The sequence below is a fragment of the Citrobacter braakii genome (assembly GCF_009648935.1).
GTDB classification, from domain to species: Bacteria; Pseudomonadota; Gammaproteobacteria; order Enterobacterales; family Enterobacteriaceae; genus Citrobacter; species Citrobacter braakii.
The window spans coordinates 2,100,927-2,117,123 of the sequence record NZ_CP045771.1; the positions used below are offsets into that span (position 1 = coordinate 2,100,927).

15 protein-coding genes and 5 tRNA genes are annotated in these 16,197 nt (G+C 52.3%); 15 read left to right on the plus strand and 5 right to left on the minus strand.

What is annotated here, in order from left to right; translation table 11 throughout:
- The first annotated feature begins 158 nt into the window (after positions 1–158).
- The 15 genes from mltB (at position 159) to luxS (ending at position 11,458) form a co-directional block, all read left to right on the plus strand.
- Complete coding sequence (gene mltB, locus GFC06_RS09785) at positions 159–1,238, plus strand: lytic murein transglycosylase B (protein WP_046274844.1); 1,080 nt, start codon at positions 159–161, stop codon at positions 1,236–1,238.
- A gap of 191 nt (positions 1,239–1,429) precedes the next feature.
- A complete protein-coding gene (pncC, locus tag GFC06_RS09790; protein ID WP_016154167.1) occupies positions 1,430–1,927 on the plus strand; it encodes a nicotinamide-nucleotide amidase in 498 nt (165 codons plus the stop codon).
- 92 nt (positions 1,928–2,019) lie between these two features.
- Positions 2,020–3,084 (plus strand): recombinase RecA, encoded by a 1,065-nt coding sequence (recA, locus tag GFC06_RS09795; RefSeq protein ID WP_016154166.1) that lies wholly within the window; start codon positions 2,020–2,022, stop codon positions 3,082–3,084.
- 69 nt (positions 3,085–3,153) lie between these two features.
- Positions 3,154–3,654, plus strand: a complete 501-nt coding sequence (gene recX / locus GFC06_RS09800) for a recombination regulator RecX (protein WP_016157307.1) — start codon at positions 3,154–3,156, stop codon at positions 3,652–3,654.
- 128 nt (positions 3,655–3,782) lie between these two features.
- Positions 3,783–6,410, plus strand: a complete 2,628-nt coding sequence (gene alaS / locus GFC06_RS09805) for an alanine--tRNA ligase (protein ID WP_047499455.1) — start codon at positions 3,783–3,785, stop codon at positions 6,408–6,410.
- 238 nt (positions 6,411–6,648) lie between these two features.
- A complete protein-coding gene (gene csrA / locus GFC06_RS09810) occupies positions 6,649–6,834 on the plus strand; it encodes a carbon storage regulator CsrA (protein WP_000906486.1) in 186 nt (61 codons plus the stop codon).
- Positions 6,835–7,170: 336 nt separating this feature from the next.
- Positions 7,171–7,263, plus strand: a tRNA-Ser gene (locus GFC06_RS09815).
- Positions 7,264–7,266: 3 nt separating this feature from the next.
- Positions 7,267–7,343 (plus strand) — tRNA-Arg (locus tag GFC06_RS09820).
- Between the two features lie 91 nt (positions 7,344–7,434).
- Positions 7,435–7,511, plus strand: a tRNA-Arg gene (locus GFC06_RS09825).
- Positions 7,512–7,703: 192 nt separating this feature from the next.
- Positions 7,704–7,780, plus strand: a tRNA-Arg gene (locus GFC06_RS09830).
- A 192-nt stretch (positions 7,781–7,972) separates the two neighbouring features.
- Positions 7,973–8,049: transfer RNA gene (locus GFC06_RS09835), tRNA-Arg, on the plus strand.
- Positions 8,050–8,167: 118 nt separating this feature from the next.
- Positions 8,168–8,734, plus strand: coding sequence for a fructose-1-phosphate/6-phosphogluconate phosphatase (yqaB, locus tag GFC06_RS09840; RefSeq protein WP_049270940.1), 567 nt, complete (start codon positions 8,168–8,170; stop codon positions 8,732–8,734).
- On the plus strand, positions 8,731–9,159 hold the full coding sequence (locus GFC06_RS09845; RefSeq protein WP_003839664.1) for a YqaA family protein: 429 nt from the start codon (positions 8,731–8,733) through the stop codon (positions 9,157–9,159). The genes yqaB and GFC06_RS09845 overlap by 4 nt, the downstream gene beginning before the upstream one ends.
- A 77-nt stretch (positions 9,160–9,236) precedes the next feature.
- A complete protein-coding gene (gshA, locus tag GFC06_RS09850) occupies positions 9,237–10,793 on the plus strand; it encodes a glutamate--cysteine ligase (protein WP_016154161.1) in 1,557 nt (518 codons plus the stop codon).
- Positions 10,794–10,942: 149 nt separating this feature from the next.
- Entirely contained in the window at positions 10,943–11,458 is a 516-nt protein-coding gene (luxS, locus tag GFC06_RS09855) for an S-ribosylhomocysteine lyase (RefSeq protein ID WP_153690098.1), read from the plus strand.
- Positions 11,459–11,599: 141 nt separating this feature from the next.
- On the opposite strand, the gene emrB is transcribed toward luxS, so the two are convergent.
- The 5 genes from emrB to GFC06_RS09880 all read right to left on the minus strand — a co-directional run bounded on the left by emrB (position 11,600) and on the right by GFC06_RS09880 (position 16,142).
- A complete protein-coding gene (emrB, locus tag GFC06_RS09860; RefSeq protein ID WP_047499457.1) occupies positions 11,600–13,138 on the minus strand; it encodes a multidrug efflux MFS transporter permease subunit EmrB in 1,539 nt (512 codons plus the stop codon).
- 16 nt (positions 13,139–13,154) lie between these two features.
- On the minus strand, positions 13,155–14,327 hold the full coding sequence (gene emrA, locus GFC06_RS09865; protein WP_049282740.1) for a multidrug efflux MFS transporter periplasmic adaptor subunit EmrA: 1,173 nt from the start codon (positions 14,325–14,327) through the stop codon (positions 13,155–13,157).
- Between the two features lie 131 nt (positions 14,328–14,458).
- Positions 14,459–14,989: a multidrug efflux transporter EmrAB transcriptional repressor EmrR gene (gene emrR, locus GFC06_RS09870; RefSeq protein WP_003037300.1), complete on the minus strand. Its 531-nt coding sequence runs from the start codon at positions 14,987–14,989 to the stop codon at positions 14,459–14,461.
- Between the two features lie 90 nt (positions 14,990–15,079).
- Positions 15,080–15,415 carry an L-valine transporter subunit YgaH gene (gene ygaH / locus GFC06_RS09875; RefSeq protein WP_016154157.1) on the minus strand — a complete coding sequence of 112 codons (336 nt, stop codon included), beginning with the start codon at positions 15,413–15,415 and terminating at the stop codon, positions 15,080–15,082.
- The gene (locus GFC06_RS09880) at positions 15,405–16,142 is read right to left on the minus strand and encodes an AzlC family ABC transporter permease (RefSeq protein WP_019077531.1); all 738 of its coding nucleotides are present in this window, start codon (positions 16,140–16,142) and stop codon (positions 15,405–15,407) included. The genes ygaH and GFC06_RS09880 overlap by 11 nt, the downstream gene beginning before the upstream one ends.
- Between the last annotated feature and the right edge of the window lie 55 nt (positions 16,143–16,197).

Here is a 16,197-nt window from a genome sequence, read left to right on the forward strand (position 1 = left end):
TTTTAATTTGAAAGGTTGTGCGTGAGAACGCGCAAATGTGCCGGTCAGGAGTGCAAGAGGGGGGAAATTCTGTGAAGGAGAGCGACTACTGCTTCCTTGTGTGGCGGAGGATGCTTTACCATACTTCTCCCAGGCTGAATTTGTTTAATGGATGTCTCATGTTCAAGCGTCGTTATGTAGCGTTACTTCCCCTTTTTGTATTGCTTGCTGCTTGTAGCAGCAAACCTAAACCTTCAGAGACTCAAACGACTACGGGTACGCCATCCGGCGGCTTCCTGCTTGAGCCACAGCACAATGTCATGCAAACGGGCGGCGATTTTGCCAATAATCCAAACGCGCAGCAGTTCATCGAGAAAATGGTGAACAAGCACGGCTTTGACCGCCAGCAGTTGCAGGAGATCCTGTCGCAGGCCAAGCGTCTGGACTCAGTATTGCGTTTGATGGACCGCCAGGCGCCGACGACTCAACCGCCAGCCGGACCTAACGGTGCATGGCTGCGGTATCGTAAACAGTTCATCACTCCGGATAACGTGCAAAACGGTGTGGCCTTCTGGAACCAATATGAAGATGCGCTGAACCGTGCATGGCAGGTCTACGGCGTACCGCCGGAAATTATCGTTGGCATTATTGGCGTAGAGACTCGCTGGGGCCGGGTGATGGGTAAAACGCGGATTCTGGATGCGCTGGCGACGTTGTCGTTTAACTATCCTCGTCGTGCGGAATACTTCTCTGGTGAACTGGAAACCTTCCTGCTGATGGCGCGAGATGAAAGCGACGATCCGCTCGATTTGAAAGGTTCTTTCGCAGGGGCGATGGGCTACGGCCAATTTATGCCATCTTCCTATAAACAATATGCCGTTGATTTCAATGGCGATGGTCACATTAACCTGTGGGATCCGGTTGATGCTATCGGTAGCGTGGCGAACTATTTCAAAGGCCACGGTTGGGTGAAAGGCGATATGGTTGCGGTTCCGGCGAATGGCCAGGCGCCTGGGCTGGCGAACGGCTTTAAAACCCAGTACAGCATTTCTCAGCTTGCCGCCGCAGGCCTGACGCCGCAGCAGTCTCTGGGTAATCATCAGCAGGCCAGCCTGCTGCGACTGGATATCGGTACCGGTTATCAGTATTGGTATGGACTGCCGAACTTCTACACCATCACCCGCTATAACCACAGTACCCACTATGCAATGGCCGTGTGGCAATTGGGTCAGGCGGTCGCGCTGGCGCGCGTGCAGTAATCATTTGTTATCGGTCTACAGGGGCAATCCCTTGTAGACCGAATAGGCTATCCTGGTGCGTTATCCGGTACTCTTTTGAATGCGGTTTATCTATTTTCTGAATGCCCCTCGTAAAATTGTCTCCTCATCCCCATCTTGGTTATGAAAGTGCTATCTTGTCCGGCATATTTTTTTAACTGACAGAGGCTGAAATGACCGACAGTGAACTGATGCAGTTAAGCGAGCAGGTTGGCCTGGCGTTGAAAGCGCGCGGGGCAACCGTGACGACGGCAGAATCCTGCACTGGCGGCTGGGTAGCCAAAGCAATTACGGATATTGCCGGCAGCTCCGCCTGGTTTGAACGCGGGTTTGTGACCTACAGCAATGAAGCCAAAGCGCAGATGATTGGCGTGCGCGAAGAGACGCTGGTCCAGCATGGGGCGGTGAGCGAACCTGTGGTGGTGGAGATGGCGATTGGCGCGCTAAAAGCGGCCCGCGCGCATTTCGCTGTTTCGATTAGCGGCATTGCGGGGCCAGATGGCGGCAGTGAAGAAAAGCCCGTGGGGACGGTATGGTTCGCTTTTGCCAGCGCGAGCGGCGAGGGGATTACTCGCCGGGAATGCTTCAGCGGCGATCGCGATGCGGTACGTCGACAGGCGACCGCCTACGCGTTACAAACCCTGTGGCAACAATTTCTACAAAACACTTGATACTGTATGAGCATACAGTATAATTGCCCCAACAGAACATTATCTATCACGTTTCGCGGTTTAACCCGAAAGCGGCATGACAGGAGTAATTAATGGCTATCGACGAAAACAAACAGAAAGCGTTGGCGGCAGCGCTGGGTCAGATCGAAAAGCAATTCGGTAAAGGCTCCATCATGCGCCTGGGTGAAGACCGTTCCATGGATGTGGAAACCATCTCCACTGGTTCGCTTTCTCTGGATATCGCATTGGGCGCGGGCGGTTTGCCAATGGGCCGTATCGTTGAAATCTACGGGCCTGAATCTTCCGGTAAAACGACGCTGACCCTGCAGGTTATTGCTGCCGCCCAGCGCGAAGGTAAAACCTGTGCGTTCATCGATGCGGAACACGCACTGGATCCCGTCTATGCGCGCAAGCTTGGCGTTGATATCGACAACCTGCTGTGCTCTCAGCCTGATACCGGTGAACAAGCGCTGGAAATCTGTGATGCGCTGGCGCGCTCCGGTGCGGTTGATGTTATCGTTGTCGACTCCGTTGCCGCATTGACGCCGAAGGCAGAAATCGAAGGCGAGATTGGTGACTCTCACATGGGCCTTGCGGCACGTATGATGAGCCAGGCCATGCGTAAGCTGGCCGGTAACCTGAAGCAGTCCAACACGCTACTGATTTTCATCAACCAGATCCGTATGAAGATTGGCGTTATGTTCGGTAACCCGGAAACCACCACCGGTGGTAACGCCCTGAAATTCTATGCTTCTGTTCGCCTGGATATCCGTCGTATTGGCGCGGTGAAAGAAGGCGACAACGTGGTTGGTAGCGAAACCCGTGTTAAGGTCGTGAAAAACAAAATTGCAGCGCCGTTCAAACAGGCTGAATTCCAGATTCTTTACGGTGAAGGTATCAACTTCTACGGCGAACTGGTTGATTTGGGCGTGAAAGAGAAGCTGATTGAAAAAGCCGGTGCATGGTACAGCTACAACGGTGAGAAAATTGGTCAGGGTAAAGCGAATGCCACTAACTGGCTGAAGGAAAACCCGGCAACTGCGAAGGAAATTGAGAAGAAAGTACGCGAGTTACTGCTCAATAACCCGGATTCAAAACCAGACTTCTCTGTTGATGACAGCGGTGAAGATGTAAAAGAAACGAACGAAGATTTCTGATAATCTGACGTTATCGCACATAGAAGGGCTGCATACCATGCAGCCCTTTTCCATTTCTGAAGGCTCACTATGACAGAAGCAACTTCCCGCCGCTCCGCTTATTCCCGACTTCTTGACCGCGCTGTACGTATACTGGCGATGCGCGATCACAGCGAGCAGGAACTGCGGCGTAAGCTGGCCGCTCCGGTGATGGGAAAAAATGGACCGGAAGACATTGATGCAACGCCGGAGGATTACGACAAGGTCATCGCCTGGTGTATTGAAAGTCGTTATCTGGATGATGACCGCTTCGTTCAGCAGTTTATCTCCAGCCGTAGCCGTAAAGGTTATGGACCCGCGCGTGTGCGTCAGGAATTAAACCAAAAAGGGATTTCGCGGGAAGCCGTTGAACGGGCCATGCGCGAGTGCGAAATTGACTGGGCAGGGCTTGCGCGCGCGCAGGCCATTCGTAAATACGGAGAACCTTTACCTGTAGATTTTTCAGATAAGGTAAAGGTCCAGCGCTTTTTGCTCTACCGTGGCTATCTGATGGAAGATATTCAGGCAATATGGCGAAATTTTGACGATTGAGCGCATACGGGATTTTACTTCCCAGTAAAGAAAACTTATCTTATTCCCACTTTTCGATTGCCAGAGGCGCAGTTTACGTGCCGATGCTGGTAATGACATTTCGTTAGCTTGATTTCTTCAGGATAATTATGAGCAAGAGCACCGCTGAGATCCGTCAGGCGTTTCTCGATTTTTTCCATAGTAAAGGACATCAGGTAGTTGCCAGCAGCTCCCTGGTACCGAACAATGACCCTACTTTGTTGTTTACCAACGCCGGGATGAACCAGTTCAAGGATGTGTTCCTTGGCCTCGACAAGCGTAATTATTCCCGCGCAACCACCTCGCAGCGTTGCGTGCGTGCGGGCGGTAAGCACAACGACCTGGAAAACGTCGGTTACACTGCACGTCACCATACTTTCTTCGAAATGCTGGGCAACTTCAGCTTCGGCGATTATTTCAAACATGATGCTATTCAATACGCATGGGAACTGCTGACCGGTGAAAACTGGTTTGCCCTGCCAAAAGAGCGTCTGTGGGTCACCGTCTATGAAACTGACGATGAAGCCTATGAAATCTGGGAAAAAGAAGTCGGCATTCCGCGCGAACGTATCATCCGTATCGGTGATAACAAAGGCGCGGCTTATGCTTCCGACAACTTCTGGCAGATGGGTGATACCGGCCCTTGCGGTCCGTGCACCGAAATTTTCTACGACCATGGCGACCACATTTGGGGTGGCCCTCCGGGAAGCGCAGAAGAAGATGGCGATCGCTACATTGAGATCTGGAACATCGTCTTCATGCAGTTCAACCGTCAGGCTGACGGTACCATGGAACCGCTGCCGAAGCCGTCCGTGGATACCGGTATGGGCCTTGAGCGTATTGCGGCCGTGCTGCAACACGTTAACTCCAACTATGAAATCGACCTGTTCCGTTCACTGATTGAGTCCGTGGCGAAAGTCACTGGTGCGACCGATCTGAGCAACAAGTCGCTTCGCGTTATCGCTGACCATATCCGCTCCTGTGCATTCCTGATTGCCGATGGCGTTGTCCCGTCGAATGAAAACCGTGGTTATGTGCTGCGTCGTATCATTCGTCGCGCGGTACGTCATGGCAACATGCTGGGCGCGAAGGATACCTTCTTCTACAAGCTGGTTGGTCCGCTGGTGGACGTCATGGGCTCCGCAGGTGAAGAACTGAAGCGTCAGCAGGCTATGGTTGAGCAAGTTCTGAAAACCGAAGAAGAGCAGTTTGCGCGTACACTGGAGCGTGGTCTGGCGCTGCTGGATGAAGAACTGGCAAAACTGTCCGGTGATACACTGGATGGCGAAACCGCATTCCGTCTGTATGACACCTACGGTTTCCCGGTTGACCTGACGGCGGACGTTTGCCGCGAGCGCAACATTAAGGTTGACGAAGCGGGCTTTGAAGCCGCAATGGAAGAACAGCGCCGTCGCGCACGTGAAGCCAGCGGCTTTGGCGCAGACTACAATGCGATGATTCGTGTTGATGGCGCCTCTGAATTTAAAGGCTACGAACACCTGGAACTGAACGGCAAAGTGACCGCGCTGTTTGTTGATGGTAAAGCGGTAGACGCAATTAACGCAGGTCAGGACGCAGTTGTCGTACTGGATCAGACTCCGTTCTATGCGGAATCTGGTGGTCAGGTTGGCGACAAGGGTGAACTGAAAGGCGCAGGCTTCGCGTTTGCCGTGAGCGACACGCAGAAATATGGCCAGGCCATTGGTCACATCGGTAAGCTGTCTGCGGGTTCTCTGAAAATTGGCGATGCAGTACAGGCTGATGTTGATGAAACTCGTCGTGCGCGCATTCGCTTGAACCACTCCGCAACGCACCTGATGCACGCGGCGCTGCGCCAGGTACTGGGCACGCATGTGGCACAGAAAGGCTCGTTGGTTAACGATAAAGTGCTGCGCTTCGACTTCTCTCATACTGAAGCTATGAAGCCTGCTGAAATCCGTGCCGTTGAAGATCTAGTGAATGCGCAAATTCGTCGCAATCTGCCGATTGAAACGAACATCATGGATCTCGAAGCGGCGAAAGCCAAAGGCGCAATGGCGCTGTTTGGCGAGAAATATGACGACCACGTGCGTGTTCTGAGCATGGGTGATTTCTCTACCGAACTGTGTGGTGGTACTCATGCCAGCCGTACGGGTGATATCGGTCTGTTCCGTATTGTGTCTGAGTCAGGCACTGCGGCGGGCGTTCGTCGTATCGAAGCTGTGACCGGTGAAGGCGCTATCCAAACCGTGCATGCTGAGAGCGATCGCTTAAGCGATATTGCGCAGCTGCTGAAAGGCGATAGCCAGAATATTGGTGACAAAGTTCGTTCCGTGCTGGAGCGTACGCGTCAACTCGAAAAAGAATTGCAGCAATTGAAGGAACAGGCTGCGGCGCAGGAGAGTGCAAATCTCTCCAGCAAAGCGGTTGATATCAATGGCGTGAAGCTGCTGGTCAGCGAACTCGCGGACGTTGAGCCGAAAATGTTGCGTACCATGGTTGATGATCTGAAAAATCAACTGGGGTCTACCGTTATCGTTCTGGCAACGGTAGTGGAAGGTAAGGTTTCTCTGATTGCGGGTGTGTCTAAGGACGTGACAGATCGCGTGAAAGCAGGGGAACTGGTTGGAATGGTCGCTCAGCAGGTAGGCGGTAAGGGTGGTGGTCGTCCGGACATGGCGCAAGCCGGTGGTACGGATGCTGCGGCTCTGCCAGCAGCGTTAGCCAGTGTGAAAGGCTGGGTCAGCGCAAAACTGTAATAATTATAAGCGTAAGTCGACGCTGCGGACTTCAATCCGCAGCGTTTGTATCAACGCTATCGACAACGATAAAGTCAGGTTGAAGTTGTGTATATCGGCTAAACTTAGGTTTAACAGAATGTGATGCCGTGACTGCTTACACTTAGGTGTTTGTCATCGCTTACTTTTTGGCGTTATATGATGGATAATGCCGGGATACAGAGAGACCCGACTCTTTTAATCTTTCAAGGAGCAAAGAATGCTGATTCTGACTCGTCGAGTTGGTGAGACCCTCATGATAGGCGATGAGGTCACCGTGACAGTTTTAGGGGTGAAGGGCAACCAGGTGCGCATTGGCGTAAACGCCCCGAAAGAAGTTTCTGTCCATCGTGAAGAGATCTACCAGCGTATCCAGGCTGAAAAATCCCAGCAGTCCAGTTACTAAGGTTTTCGCGTCTCACCTTTCTGGTGAGGCGCAACCTGATTGAATTATCCCTTTTCTTCTCTTTTCTTCTTCGTCTTCCTCATTTTTTCGATTCTCATCCGCGTATTGCCTTTCCCTGCGATTTTTCCGTTTGTTCATTGCCTCAGGAAATTGCCAATTTATCTGTTGATAAAACACTCTTTTTGCCGTTTTTGCAGACTAATTGCGCGTGAAATGTGCAAACGATAAAAGCGCTGGAAAAATTGTTTGACTTATAAGTCCCAGAAAGTAATATGTGCGCCACGCAGCGACGATGAGCAGAAACAAGTTCTTCGAAGCACTCGCAAGAGGCGTGTTGGTGAGGTGGCCGAGAGGCTGAAGGCGCTCCCCTGCTAAGGGAGTATGCGGTCAAAAGCTGCATCCGGGGTTCGAATCCCCGCCTCACCGCCATTTGCATCCGTAGCTCAGCTGGATAGAGTACTCGGCTACGAACCGAGCGGTCGGAGGTTCGAATCCTCCCGGATGCACCATCTTCTCTGCAATAGCGCATTAGCGTTGTTACAGAAAATCGATATCACTTTAGCAGTGATATCAAATCTGCAGTAAGTAAGTTTCCCTGATGCATCCGTAGCTCAGCTGGATAGAGTACTCGGCTACGAACCGAGCGGTCGGAGGTTCGAATCCTCCCGGATGCACCATCTTCTCCGAGATAACAGCACAACTGTTGTTTCATGGTCTGCGAGATAATCGCGAGCACCAGGGAGGATAACGTTGCTTCAGCAACGGCCCACAGGGCGAGGCGCAGCCGAGTAATCCTCCCGGATGCACCATCTCTTACTTGATATCGCTCATTACGATATCAATATCGGCAGTAAAGCAAGTTTCCCGATGCATCCGTAGCTCAGCTGGATAGAGTACTCGGCTACGAACCGAGCGGTCGGAGGTTCGAATCCTCCCGGATGCACCATCTTCTCCGAGATAACAGCAAAACTGTTGTTTCATGGTCTGCGAGATAATCGCGAGCACCAGGGAGGATAACGTTGCTTCAGCAACGGCCCACAGGGCGAGGCGCAGCCGAGTAATCCTCCTGGATGCACCATCTTACTTGATAGCGCTTTAGCAGCGACATCAAGTCTGCAGTAAAGCAAGTTTCCCTGATGCATCCGTAGCTCAGCTGGATAGAGTACTCGGCTACGAACCGAGCGGTCGGAGGTTCGAATCCTCCCGGATGCACCATCTTCTCTCCTTTGAATCATTTCCACATACTCCCGGAACACCCCTTAATTCGCTGTCAGCGACAAAATCAATCAATTACGATAAAATAACGTCTGGTCATTCGGCTTGTGAGAAGACGATGTACGAACGTTATGCGGGTTTGATTTTTGATATGGATGGCACCATCCTGGATACCGAGCCAACGCACCGTAAGGCGTGGCATGAGGTATTGGGGCATTATGGGTTACGTTTTGATGAACAAGCCATGGTCGCCCTCAATGGCTCCCCAACGTGGCGTATTGCCCAGTCGGTAATTGAATTGAATCATGCCGATCTTGACCCTCATGCATTGGCGCGTGAAAAAACCGACAAGGTGAGAAGCATGCTGCTGGATAGCGTCCAGCCTTTGCCATTGGTTGACGTCGTGAAAGCCTGGCATGGTCGTCGTCCTATGTCGGTAGGTACGGGGAGTGAAAGCGCGATTGCGGAAGCTCTGCTCGCACACCTTGGGCTGCGTCGCTATTTTGATGCTGTAGTCGCAGCCGATCACGTACAACACCATAAACCTGCTCCTGATACGTTTTTGCTCTGTGCCGAACGTATGGGTGTTGCTCCGGCGCGCTGTGTCGTATTTGAAGATGCCGATTTTGGGCTTCAGGCGGCGCGTGCCGCAGGAATGGACGCGGTGGATGTCCGGTTATTGTGAGTGATGGACTATCGCTCCTGTCACTGTTTGCCAGCAGTTTTCTCAGCGCTACGCTATTACCCGGCAATTCTGAAGTTGTTTTAGTTGCTTTGCTGGTCTCTGGGATAAGTCATCCCTGGGTCTTAGTCTTAACAGCAACAATGGGTAATAGCCTTGGAGGGTTAACTAACGTTATCCTTGGGCGTTTCTTTCCATTGCGTAAAACATCGCGCTGGCAAGAAAAAGCCACTGGCTGGCTGCGGCGCTATGGCGCTGTCACACTATTATTAAGCTGGATGCCGGTTGTGGGTGATTTACTGTGCCTGTTAGCTGGATGGATGCGCATCTCGTGGGGTCCAGTACTTTTTTTCTTATGCCTTGGCAAGGCGCTGCGCTATGTAGTTGTCGCAGCGGTTACGACGCAAGGCATTATGTGGTGGCACTAATTGTGTTGTGAGATAGCCTTCAGGGTAACCAATACCATTATGCTAATTAAAACGATTTTGACAGGCGGGAGGTCAATTTGATCCCGGACGTATCACAGGCGCTGGCCTGGCTGGAAAACCATCCTCAGGCGTTAAAGGGGATTCAACGTGGGCTGGAGCGCGAAACGCTGCGCGTTAATGCAGATGGGTCATTAGCAACGACAGGCCATCCTGAGGTGTTAGGCTCAGCGCTAACGCATAAATGGATAACCACTGACTTTGCCGAAGCGCTGCTGGAGTTTATTACGCCTCCAGGCGACGACATTGAGAAAATGCTCACGTTCATGCGCGACCTACATCGGTATACCGCCAGGAACCTGGGCGACGAGCGTATGTGGCCGTTGAGCATGCCTTGCTATATTGCCGAAGGTCAGGATATCGAACTGGCGCAGTACGGTACGTCGAATACCGGTCGTCTGAAAACGCTGTACCGTGAAGGCCTCAAAAACCGTTACGGCGCGCTGATGCAGACTATCTCCGGCGTACACTACAATTTCTCATTGCCGATGGCTTTCTGGCAGGCGAAATGTGGCGTAACGGACGGCGAAGATGCTAAAGAGAAGATCTCCGCGGGTTACTTCCGTCTGATCCGCAACTACTACCGTTTTGGTTGGGTGATCCCGTATCTGTTTGGCGCCTCTCCGGCCATTTGTTCCTCTTTCCTGCAAGGAAAACCGACAACCCTGCCGTTTGAAAAAACCGACTGTGGGATGTATTACCTGCCGTATGCGACGTCGCTGCGTCTGAGTGATTTGGGCTATACCAATAAGTCGCAAAGCAATCTCGGAATTACGTTTAACGATTTGCATGAGTATGTGGCAGGATTAAAGCGCGCGATTAAAACCCCTTCCGAGGAGTACGCGGCGATCGGTCTGGAGAAGGACGGTAAGCGTCTGCAAATCAACAGCAACGTTCTGCAGATTGAAAATGAGCTGTATGCGCCTATTCGCCCGAAACGCGTCACTCGTCGTGGCGAAACGCCTTCTGACGCGCTTCTGCGTGGCGGTATTGAGTACATCGAAGTTCGCTCACTGGATATCAACCCGTTCTCACCGATCGGCGTGGACGAGCAGCAGGTGCGTTTCCTCGATCTGTTTATGGTCTGGTGTGCGCTGGCCGATGCCCCGGAAATGAGCAGCGATGAATTGCTGTGTACGCGTAAAAACTGGAATCGGGTGATTCTTGAAGGTCGTAAGCCTGGGCTGACGTTAGGTATTGGCTGTGAAACAGCCCAGTTCCCGCTGCCTAAGGTAGGGAAAGATCTGTTCCGCGATCTAAAACGCGTGGCACAAACGCTGGACAGCATCGATGGGGGAGAGGAGTATCAAAAGGTCTGTGATGAACTGGTTGCCTGTTTTGACAACCCAGAACTGACTTTCTCTGCCCGCATCCTACGGTCTATGATTGATGAAGGCATTGGCGGCACGGGTAAAGCGCTGGGTGAGGCTTACCGAAATCTGCTGCGTGAAGAGCCGTTAGAAATATTGCAGGAAGCGGAATTTATTGCTGAAACCGAGGCTTCAAAGCGTCGTCAGCAGGAGATCGAAGCGGCTGATACTGAGCCGTTTAGCGTGTGGCTGGAAAAGCACGCTTGATACAAAAGAAAAAGGCCACTCGGGAGTGGCCAAAATTTCATCTCTGAAAACAGGGATGATGATAACAAATGCGCGTCTTTCATATACTCAGACTCGCCCCGGAACAAAGAGTTCAGATTATTTTCAAAAAATTTATCGGAGGTGGCTAAATGCCGTTGTTAGATAGTTTTACTGTCGATCACACCCGGATGGAAGCTCCCGCGGTCCGGGTTGCAAAAAAGATGAACACCCCCCATGGCGACGCAATCACCGTGTTTGATCTGCGTTTCTGCATTCCGAACAAAGAAGTGATGCCTGAGAAAGGTATCCACACGCTGGAACACCTGTTTGCAGGTTTTATGCGTAACCATCTCAACGGCAACGGCGTGGAGATTATCGATATCTCTCCGATGGGATGCCGCACTGGCTTTTACATGAGCCTGATTGGTACGCCAGACGAGCAGCGTGTTGCCGACGCGTGGAAAGCGGCGATGGCGGACGTGCTGAAAGTGCAGGATCAAAACCAGATCCCGGAGCTGAACGTTTACCAGTGTGGCACGTATCAGATGCACTCTCTTAGCGAAGCACAGGATATCGCACGTCATATTCTGGAGCATGATGTACGCGTTAACAGCAATGAAGAGCTGGCGCTGCCGAAAGAGAAACTGCAGGAACTGCATATTTAGTCATACTGATTAGTTGTTCCAGTATTTAAATTAACCTCGGCTTATAACCGGGGTTTTTTATTGCCTCCCGTAAACCATCTCCCTGGGAGGTGGTTTACGGGGCAATAAAAAAGGGATCCGCAGATCCCTTTTATCAGATATTTAGTGCGCGCCACCGCCGCCGCCGCCCGCACCGAAGGGTGGTTTGGCAAACCACACCAGGCCAAGCAATACCAGGAAGATCCCCGCCGACATCCAGAAGATTTCGTTGGCGGAAATAATCAGCCCCTGATTGGTGATCTGCTGGGCTATCCAGCCTGACGCCTGCTGGTGCGTCATCCCTAAATCCTGCAGCTTATCGTACATTGCCTGCGCGTTTGGATTGTAAGGATTAACGGATTCCGTTAACTGCGCATGGTGAAGTGACTCGCGGTTAGTCCACATCGTCGTCGTAATTGATGTGCCAATAGAGCCGGCCAGCGTTCGCGTAAAGTTCGACAAACTTGATGCCGCGGCCAGACGCTCAGGCGGTAAGCCGGACAGCGTGATAGTCGTCAGCGGCATAAAGAAGCAGGCTACCGCGAACCCCTGAATAAACTGTGGCCAGGCCGATGCGCCAAAGTCCATACCCGGTTCGAACGTCCACGCACGCCAGTAGAAACAGACGGCGTACATAATAAAACTGAACGTAACTAACCGACGCATATCAAGCTTGTGCGCGAAGCGGCCGATAATCGGCGATAAGATCACCGGAATCACCCCAACCGGCGCTGACGCCAGACCGGCCCAGGTTGCCGTATAGCCGTATACCTCCTGCAACAGCTGCGGCAGCAGGACGATTGCGCCGAAGTAGAGCATATAGGCCAGACTGATACACAGACAGCCGATGGTAAAGTTGCGCGACTTAAACAGTGAGAGGTCGACAATGGGGTGCTCGTCGGTAAGCTCCCAGACGATCAGGAAGCTGATGGCGACAACGGCGACCACCGTCAGGATGATAATCTCCTGAGAGGCGAACCAGTCCAGCTCTTTGCCGCGGTCGAGCATAATCTGCAAACTGCCGATACCAATGACCAGCAGGGCCAGACCAATGGCATCGATGCGCCGCTGCTCGGTTTTGGTTTCCCGACCGCGCAGGGTTTGCAGGGTCATCAATACCACCGCAGCACCGATTGGCACGTTGATGAAAAATATCCAGCCCCAGTGATAGTTGTCGCTGATATAGCCCCCAAGAATAGGGCCACATATCGGGGCAACAATCACCGTCATCGACCATAGCGCCAGGGCGATGGAACGCTTGGCGGGAGGATAGTTATTCAACAACAAGCTTTGTGACAGCGGAATTAATGGACCGGCGACAATCCCCTGGATTACGCGGAAGAAAATCAGCATGCTCAGGCTGGTGGACATCCCGCATGCCCATGACGCAATGACGAAGGCGATAGTTGACCACATGAATAGCCTTACTTCGCCAAAACGCTTTGCCAGCCAGCCGGTGATCGGAATCGAGATAGCGTTCGCCACCCCGAATGAGGTGATCACCCAGGTTCCCTGGCTCAGTGAAGAGCCGAGGTTCCCGGCGATAGTGGGGATCGCCACGTTAGCAATGGTGGAGTCCAGCACCTGCATGAATGTCGCCAGGGACAGCGCGATCGTCATAATGACGAGCTGCGCGCCTTCCAGCGGTTTTTGCTGTTGCATCACACGCACCTTTGAATTAGCCCGCGTTGGCCTGCACGATCTCTTCGATCATCTTATTGACCGGAGCAAGGTTGATTTCCCGTGCATTACTTTCTGATACCGGCGTGGTGCGAACCTGGCTTGCCAGAATTTGTCCGTCACGATTTGAGGTATCTACCGTAACCAGCGTAGATAAACCGATACGCAGCGGATGCTGCGCCAACTGCTGTGCATCCAGTTCAATACGCACTGGTAGACGCTGGACGACTTTGATCCAGTTACCCGTCGCGTTTTGTGCTGGCAGCAGGGAAAAGGCGCTGCCCGTACCCATATCCAGGCCGACAACCTTACCGGTATATTTCACGTCATCGCCGTAAATATCACTGATAACGGTCGCCGGTTGACCGATACGCATGTGCGCGAGCTGTGTTTCTTTGAAGTTGGCATCCACCCACAGGTTAGTGGCTGGAACGACCGCCATCAGCGGCGTGGTCGGGCTAATTTGCGCTCCCGGCTGCACGGAACGACGGGAAACATAGCCAGTCATTGGGCTGACGATTCTGGTTCGTTCCAGCGCCAGCCAGGCATTGCGCACTTCAGTGGCCGCCTGTTGCACGGCGGGCTGGTCTTCCAGCTTACTGCCGAGAATCATCGCCTGGTTGGCATTATATTGTTGGATAGCGACATCAAGCTGAGCCTGAGCGCTGGCGACGGCATCACGCGCATGTTGCAGCTCTTCGCGGCCAATCAGGTTGGCGTTGCCCAGCGGGACACGGCGATTAAAGTCGCTTTGTGCCTGCGCCAGCGCGGTTCTCTGCACTTCAATGCTTGCCTGCAACTGCTTGCTGTTGATCATCAACTGGTGCGTCTGACGCACGCTGGAAGCCAGCGCAGTTTTGGCTTTTTCAAATGCCTGCTTTGCGTCCGTCTGGTCGAGGGTGACCAGCACATCGCCTTGTTTTACAAAGTCAGTGTTATCAGCCCAGACTTTCGTCACGCTGCCTGATACCTGCGCCATGATTTGAACCTGGTTCCCTGCCACGTACGCATCGTCTGTCTCTTCGACATGACGCAGTACTAAAAACCAATAAATCCCATATGCCACGGCAATGATAATAAAGAGCAAGGTCAGAAGGAGCAGCATACTTTTACGTTTGCCATTCTTCTTGACCGGTTGCTGCGGGGTTTGAGTCTCCGCATTTGCGCTCATGTTGTTCTCCACGATCTTCTTTTTTTTTCACATCGGCTGAGCCGACCTGTTTATCAGACAGGCCAGCAGTATGCGTGCTGGCCTGTCGGTTTTTTCATTTATAAATCTGGATTTCTGAGCGAGTCGGCGCGTTAGCGCAACGCTTCTAATACCGCGCCATCCTGCTCCATCTGGTCAAGACGGGTCAGAAGTTTACGGGTAATTTGCTCAAGCTGATCTTTTTCGGTGGTGCTGAGAGATGACCAAAGCTGATGCAGGCAGTTATGCTGAGGCGGTAACACCTCTTGCAAAAATGCGTGGCCTTTCTCGGTCAATTGCAGATGCAGACAGCGGCGATCGTTATCGCTTTCGCGACGTTCGATCCAGCCACGTTTTTCTAACTCATCCGCAATGCGGGTTGCGTTAGTGCGTGACGAGCCAAGCGCGCAACTCAGTTCAGAAGGCTGAATACTGTGGTTTTCCTGAGACTCCAGCGTAATCAACGCCATAAACAATGTCTCGTTAATCCCTTGAGCTTTCAGCATCTTATTGCGGTTTTCCAGCAGCTTGCCCTGCATGTGCATGCATAGACGAGTCAGAAGCACTTCCTGATAAGGGAACTCTTCGTAGCGGCTGGCGCGAAATTTTAGCATTTGTTCAATGGGCGTAAACGAACTATCCATTTGGGTATAACCTCATTAATTTCAGCCGATATAGTAACGACAGTGACAAATAAAGTAAATGTATTATTTATTTAAAATGATTGTTTTTATCTATAAGACAATCAGCATTTTCCAGGCTAATCCATAGCCCAGAGCACTCAGTAAGGTTGGAATGATGATGCTGCGGGTCTTATAGAAGCTTGCGCCCAGTATGACAAACCCCACCAGCGTAGGCACGAACCGACGAGAGTCGTGCATCACTTCTGGCGCGGTAGACACCACCAACAGGGCGCAAATTGATGCAATGCCAATGGTGTCGAGTAATATGCCCGTCGCGCCGCGCTTCGTCGGGCGAACATTCCCCACTCCAAGACGGAGCGGCAAATAACGAAAACAGTAGTTAACGCAGCCGACCAGCAGGCCAAGCAGCAAGACCTCATAGCTCATCGGGACCTCCCTGCCAAAATGACTGGATAAGAGCCGTCAGGCATCCGCAGACAATGCCTGCAAGGATGGCGGCAGGAATGGAAAACAGCATGACGCCAGCCAGCGCGCCGGCCAGTGCTGCAGTTACACAAAGTGCTTGTTGACGCTGGAAAGAGGCGAGCAGGAAGCTCATGAACAGCGCCGGGAGCATGAAGCCCAACGCCGCTTCAACTGCCGGGTAATCCTTGAGTAAACCACTACCGGAAAACGCGCCGATCACCGTGCCAAACACCCAGGAGGCCCAGGAGCATAGCGCAATGCCGATCATCCAGTTTTCACTCCAGCGCCGGTTATCCCGTACCAGCTTCGCCGTGGCGGCGGCAAAGACTTCATCGGTGAGGCCAAAGGCCCACAGCGCGCTTTTGGGTTTGCTCAGTCGCTGGGCGATTCGGCTACGCAGGGAAGGTCCGTACAAAACATGGCGTACATCCATGGCCATGACGGTCAGTGCGGCGACCCACAAAGAACTGCCTGCGGCGAGCATTGTGGTGATGACAAACTGGCTGGCTCCCGCATAGATAATGCAGGAGAAAAACACGCTTTCAACCGGAGTAAAGCCAAGGCGAGTGGCATTGAGACCAAATGCAAAAGCGACCGGAATATAGCTGATGACTATTGGCAGGCTGTCTTTGAATCCTTCAGTTAGCGTCGCAGAACTGGGTTCAGACTGGGATATCGGGCTTTCCATAGGGTTATAGGTTTCATTACCGAAATTAATATAAATTGGTTCAATGAGTTATAAC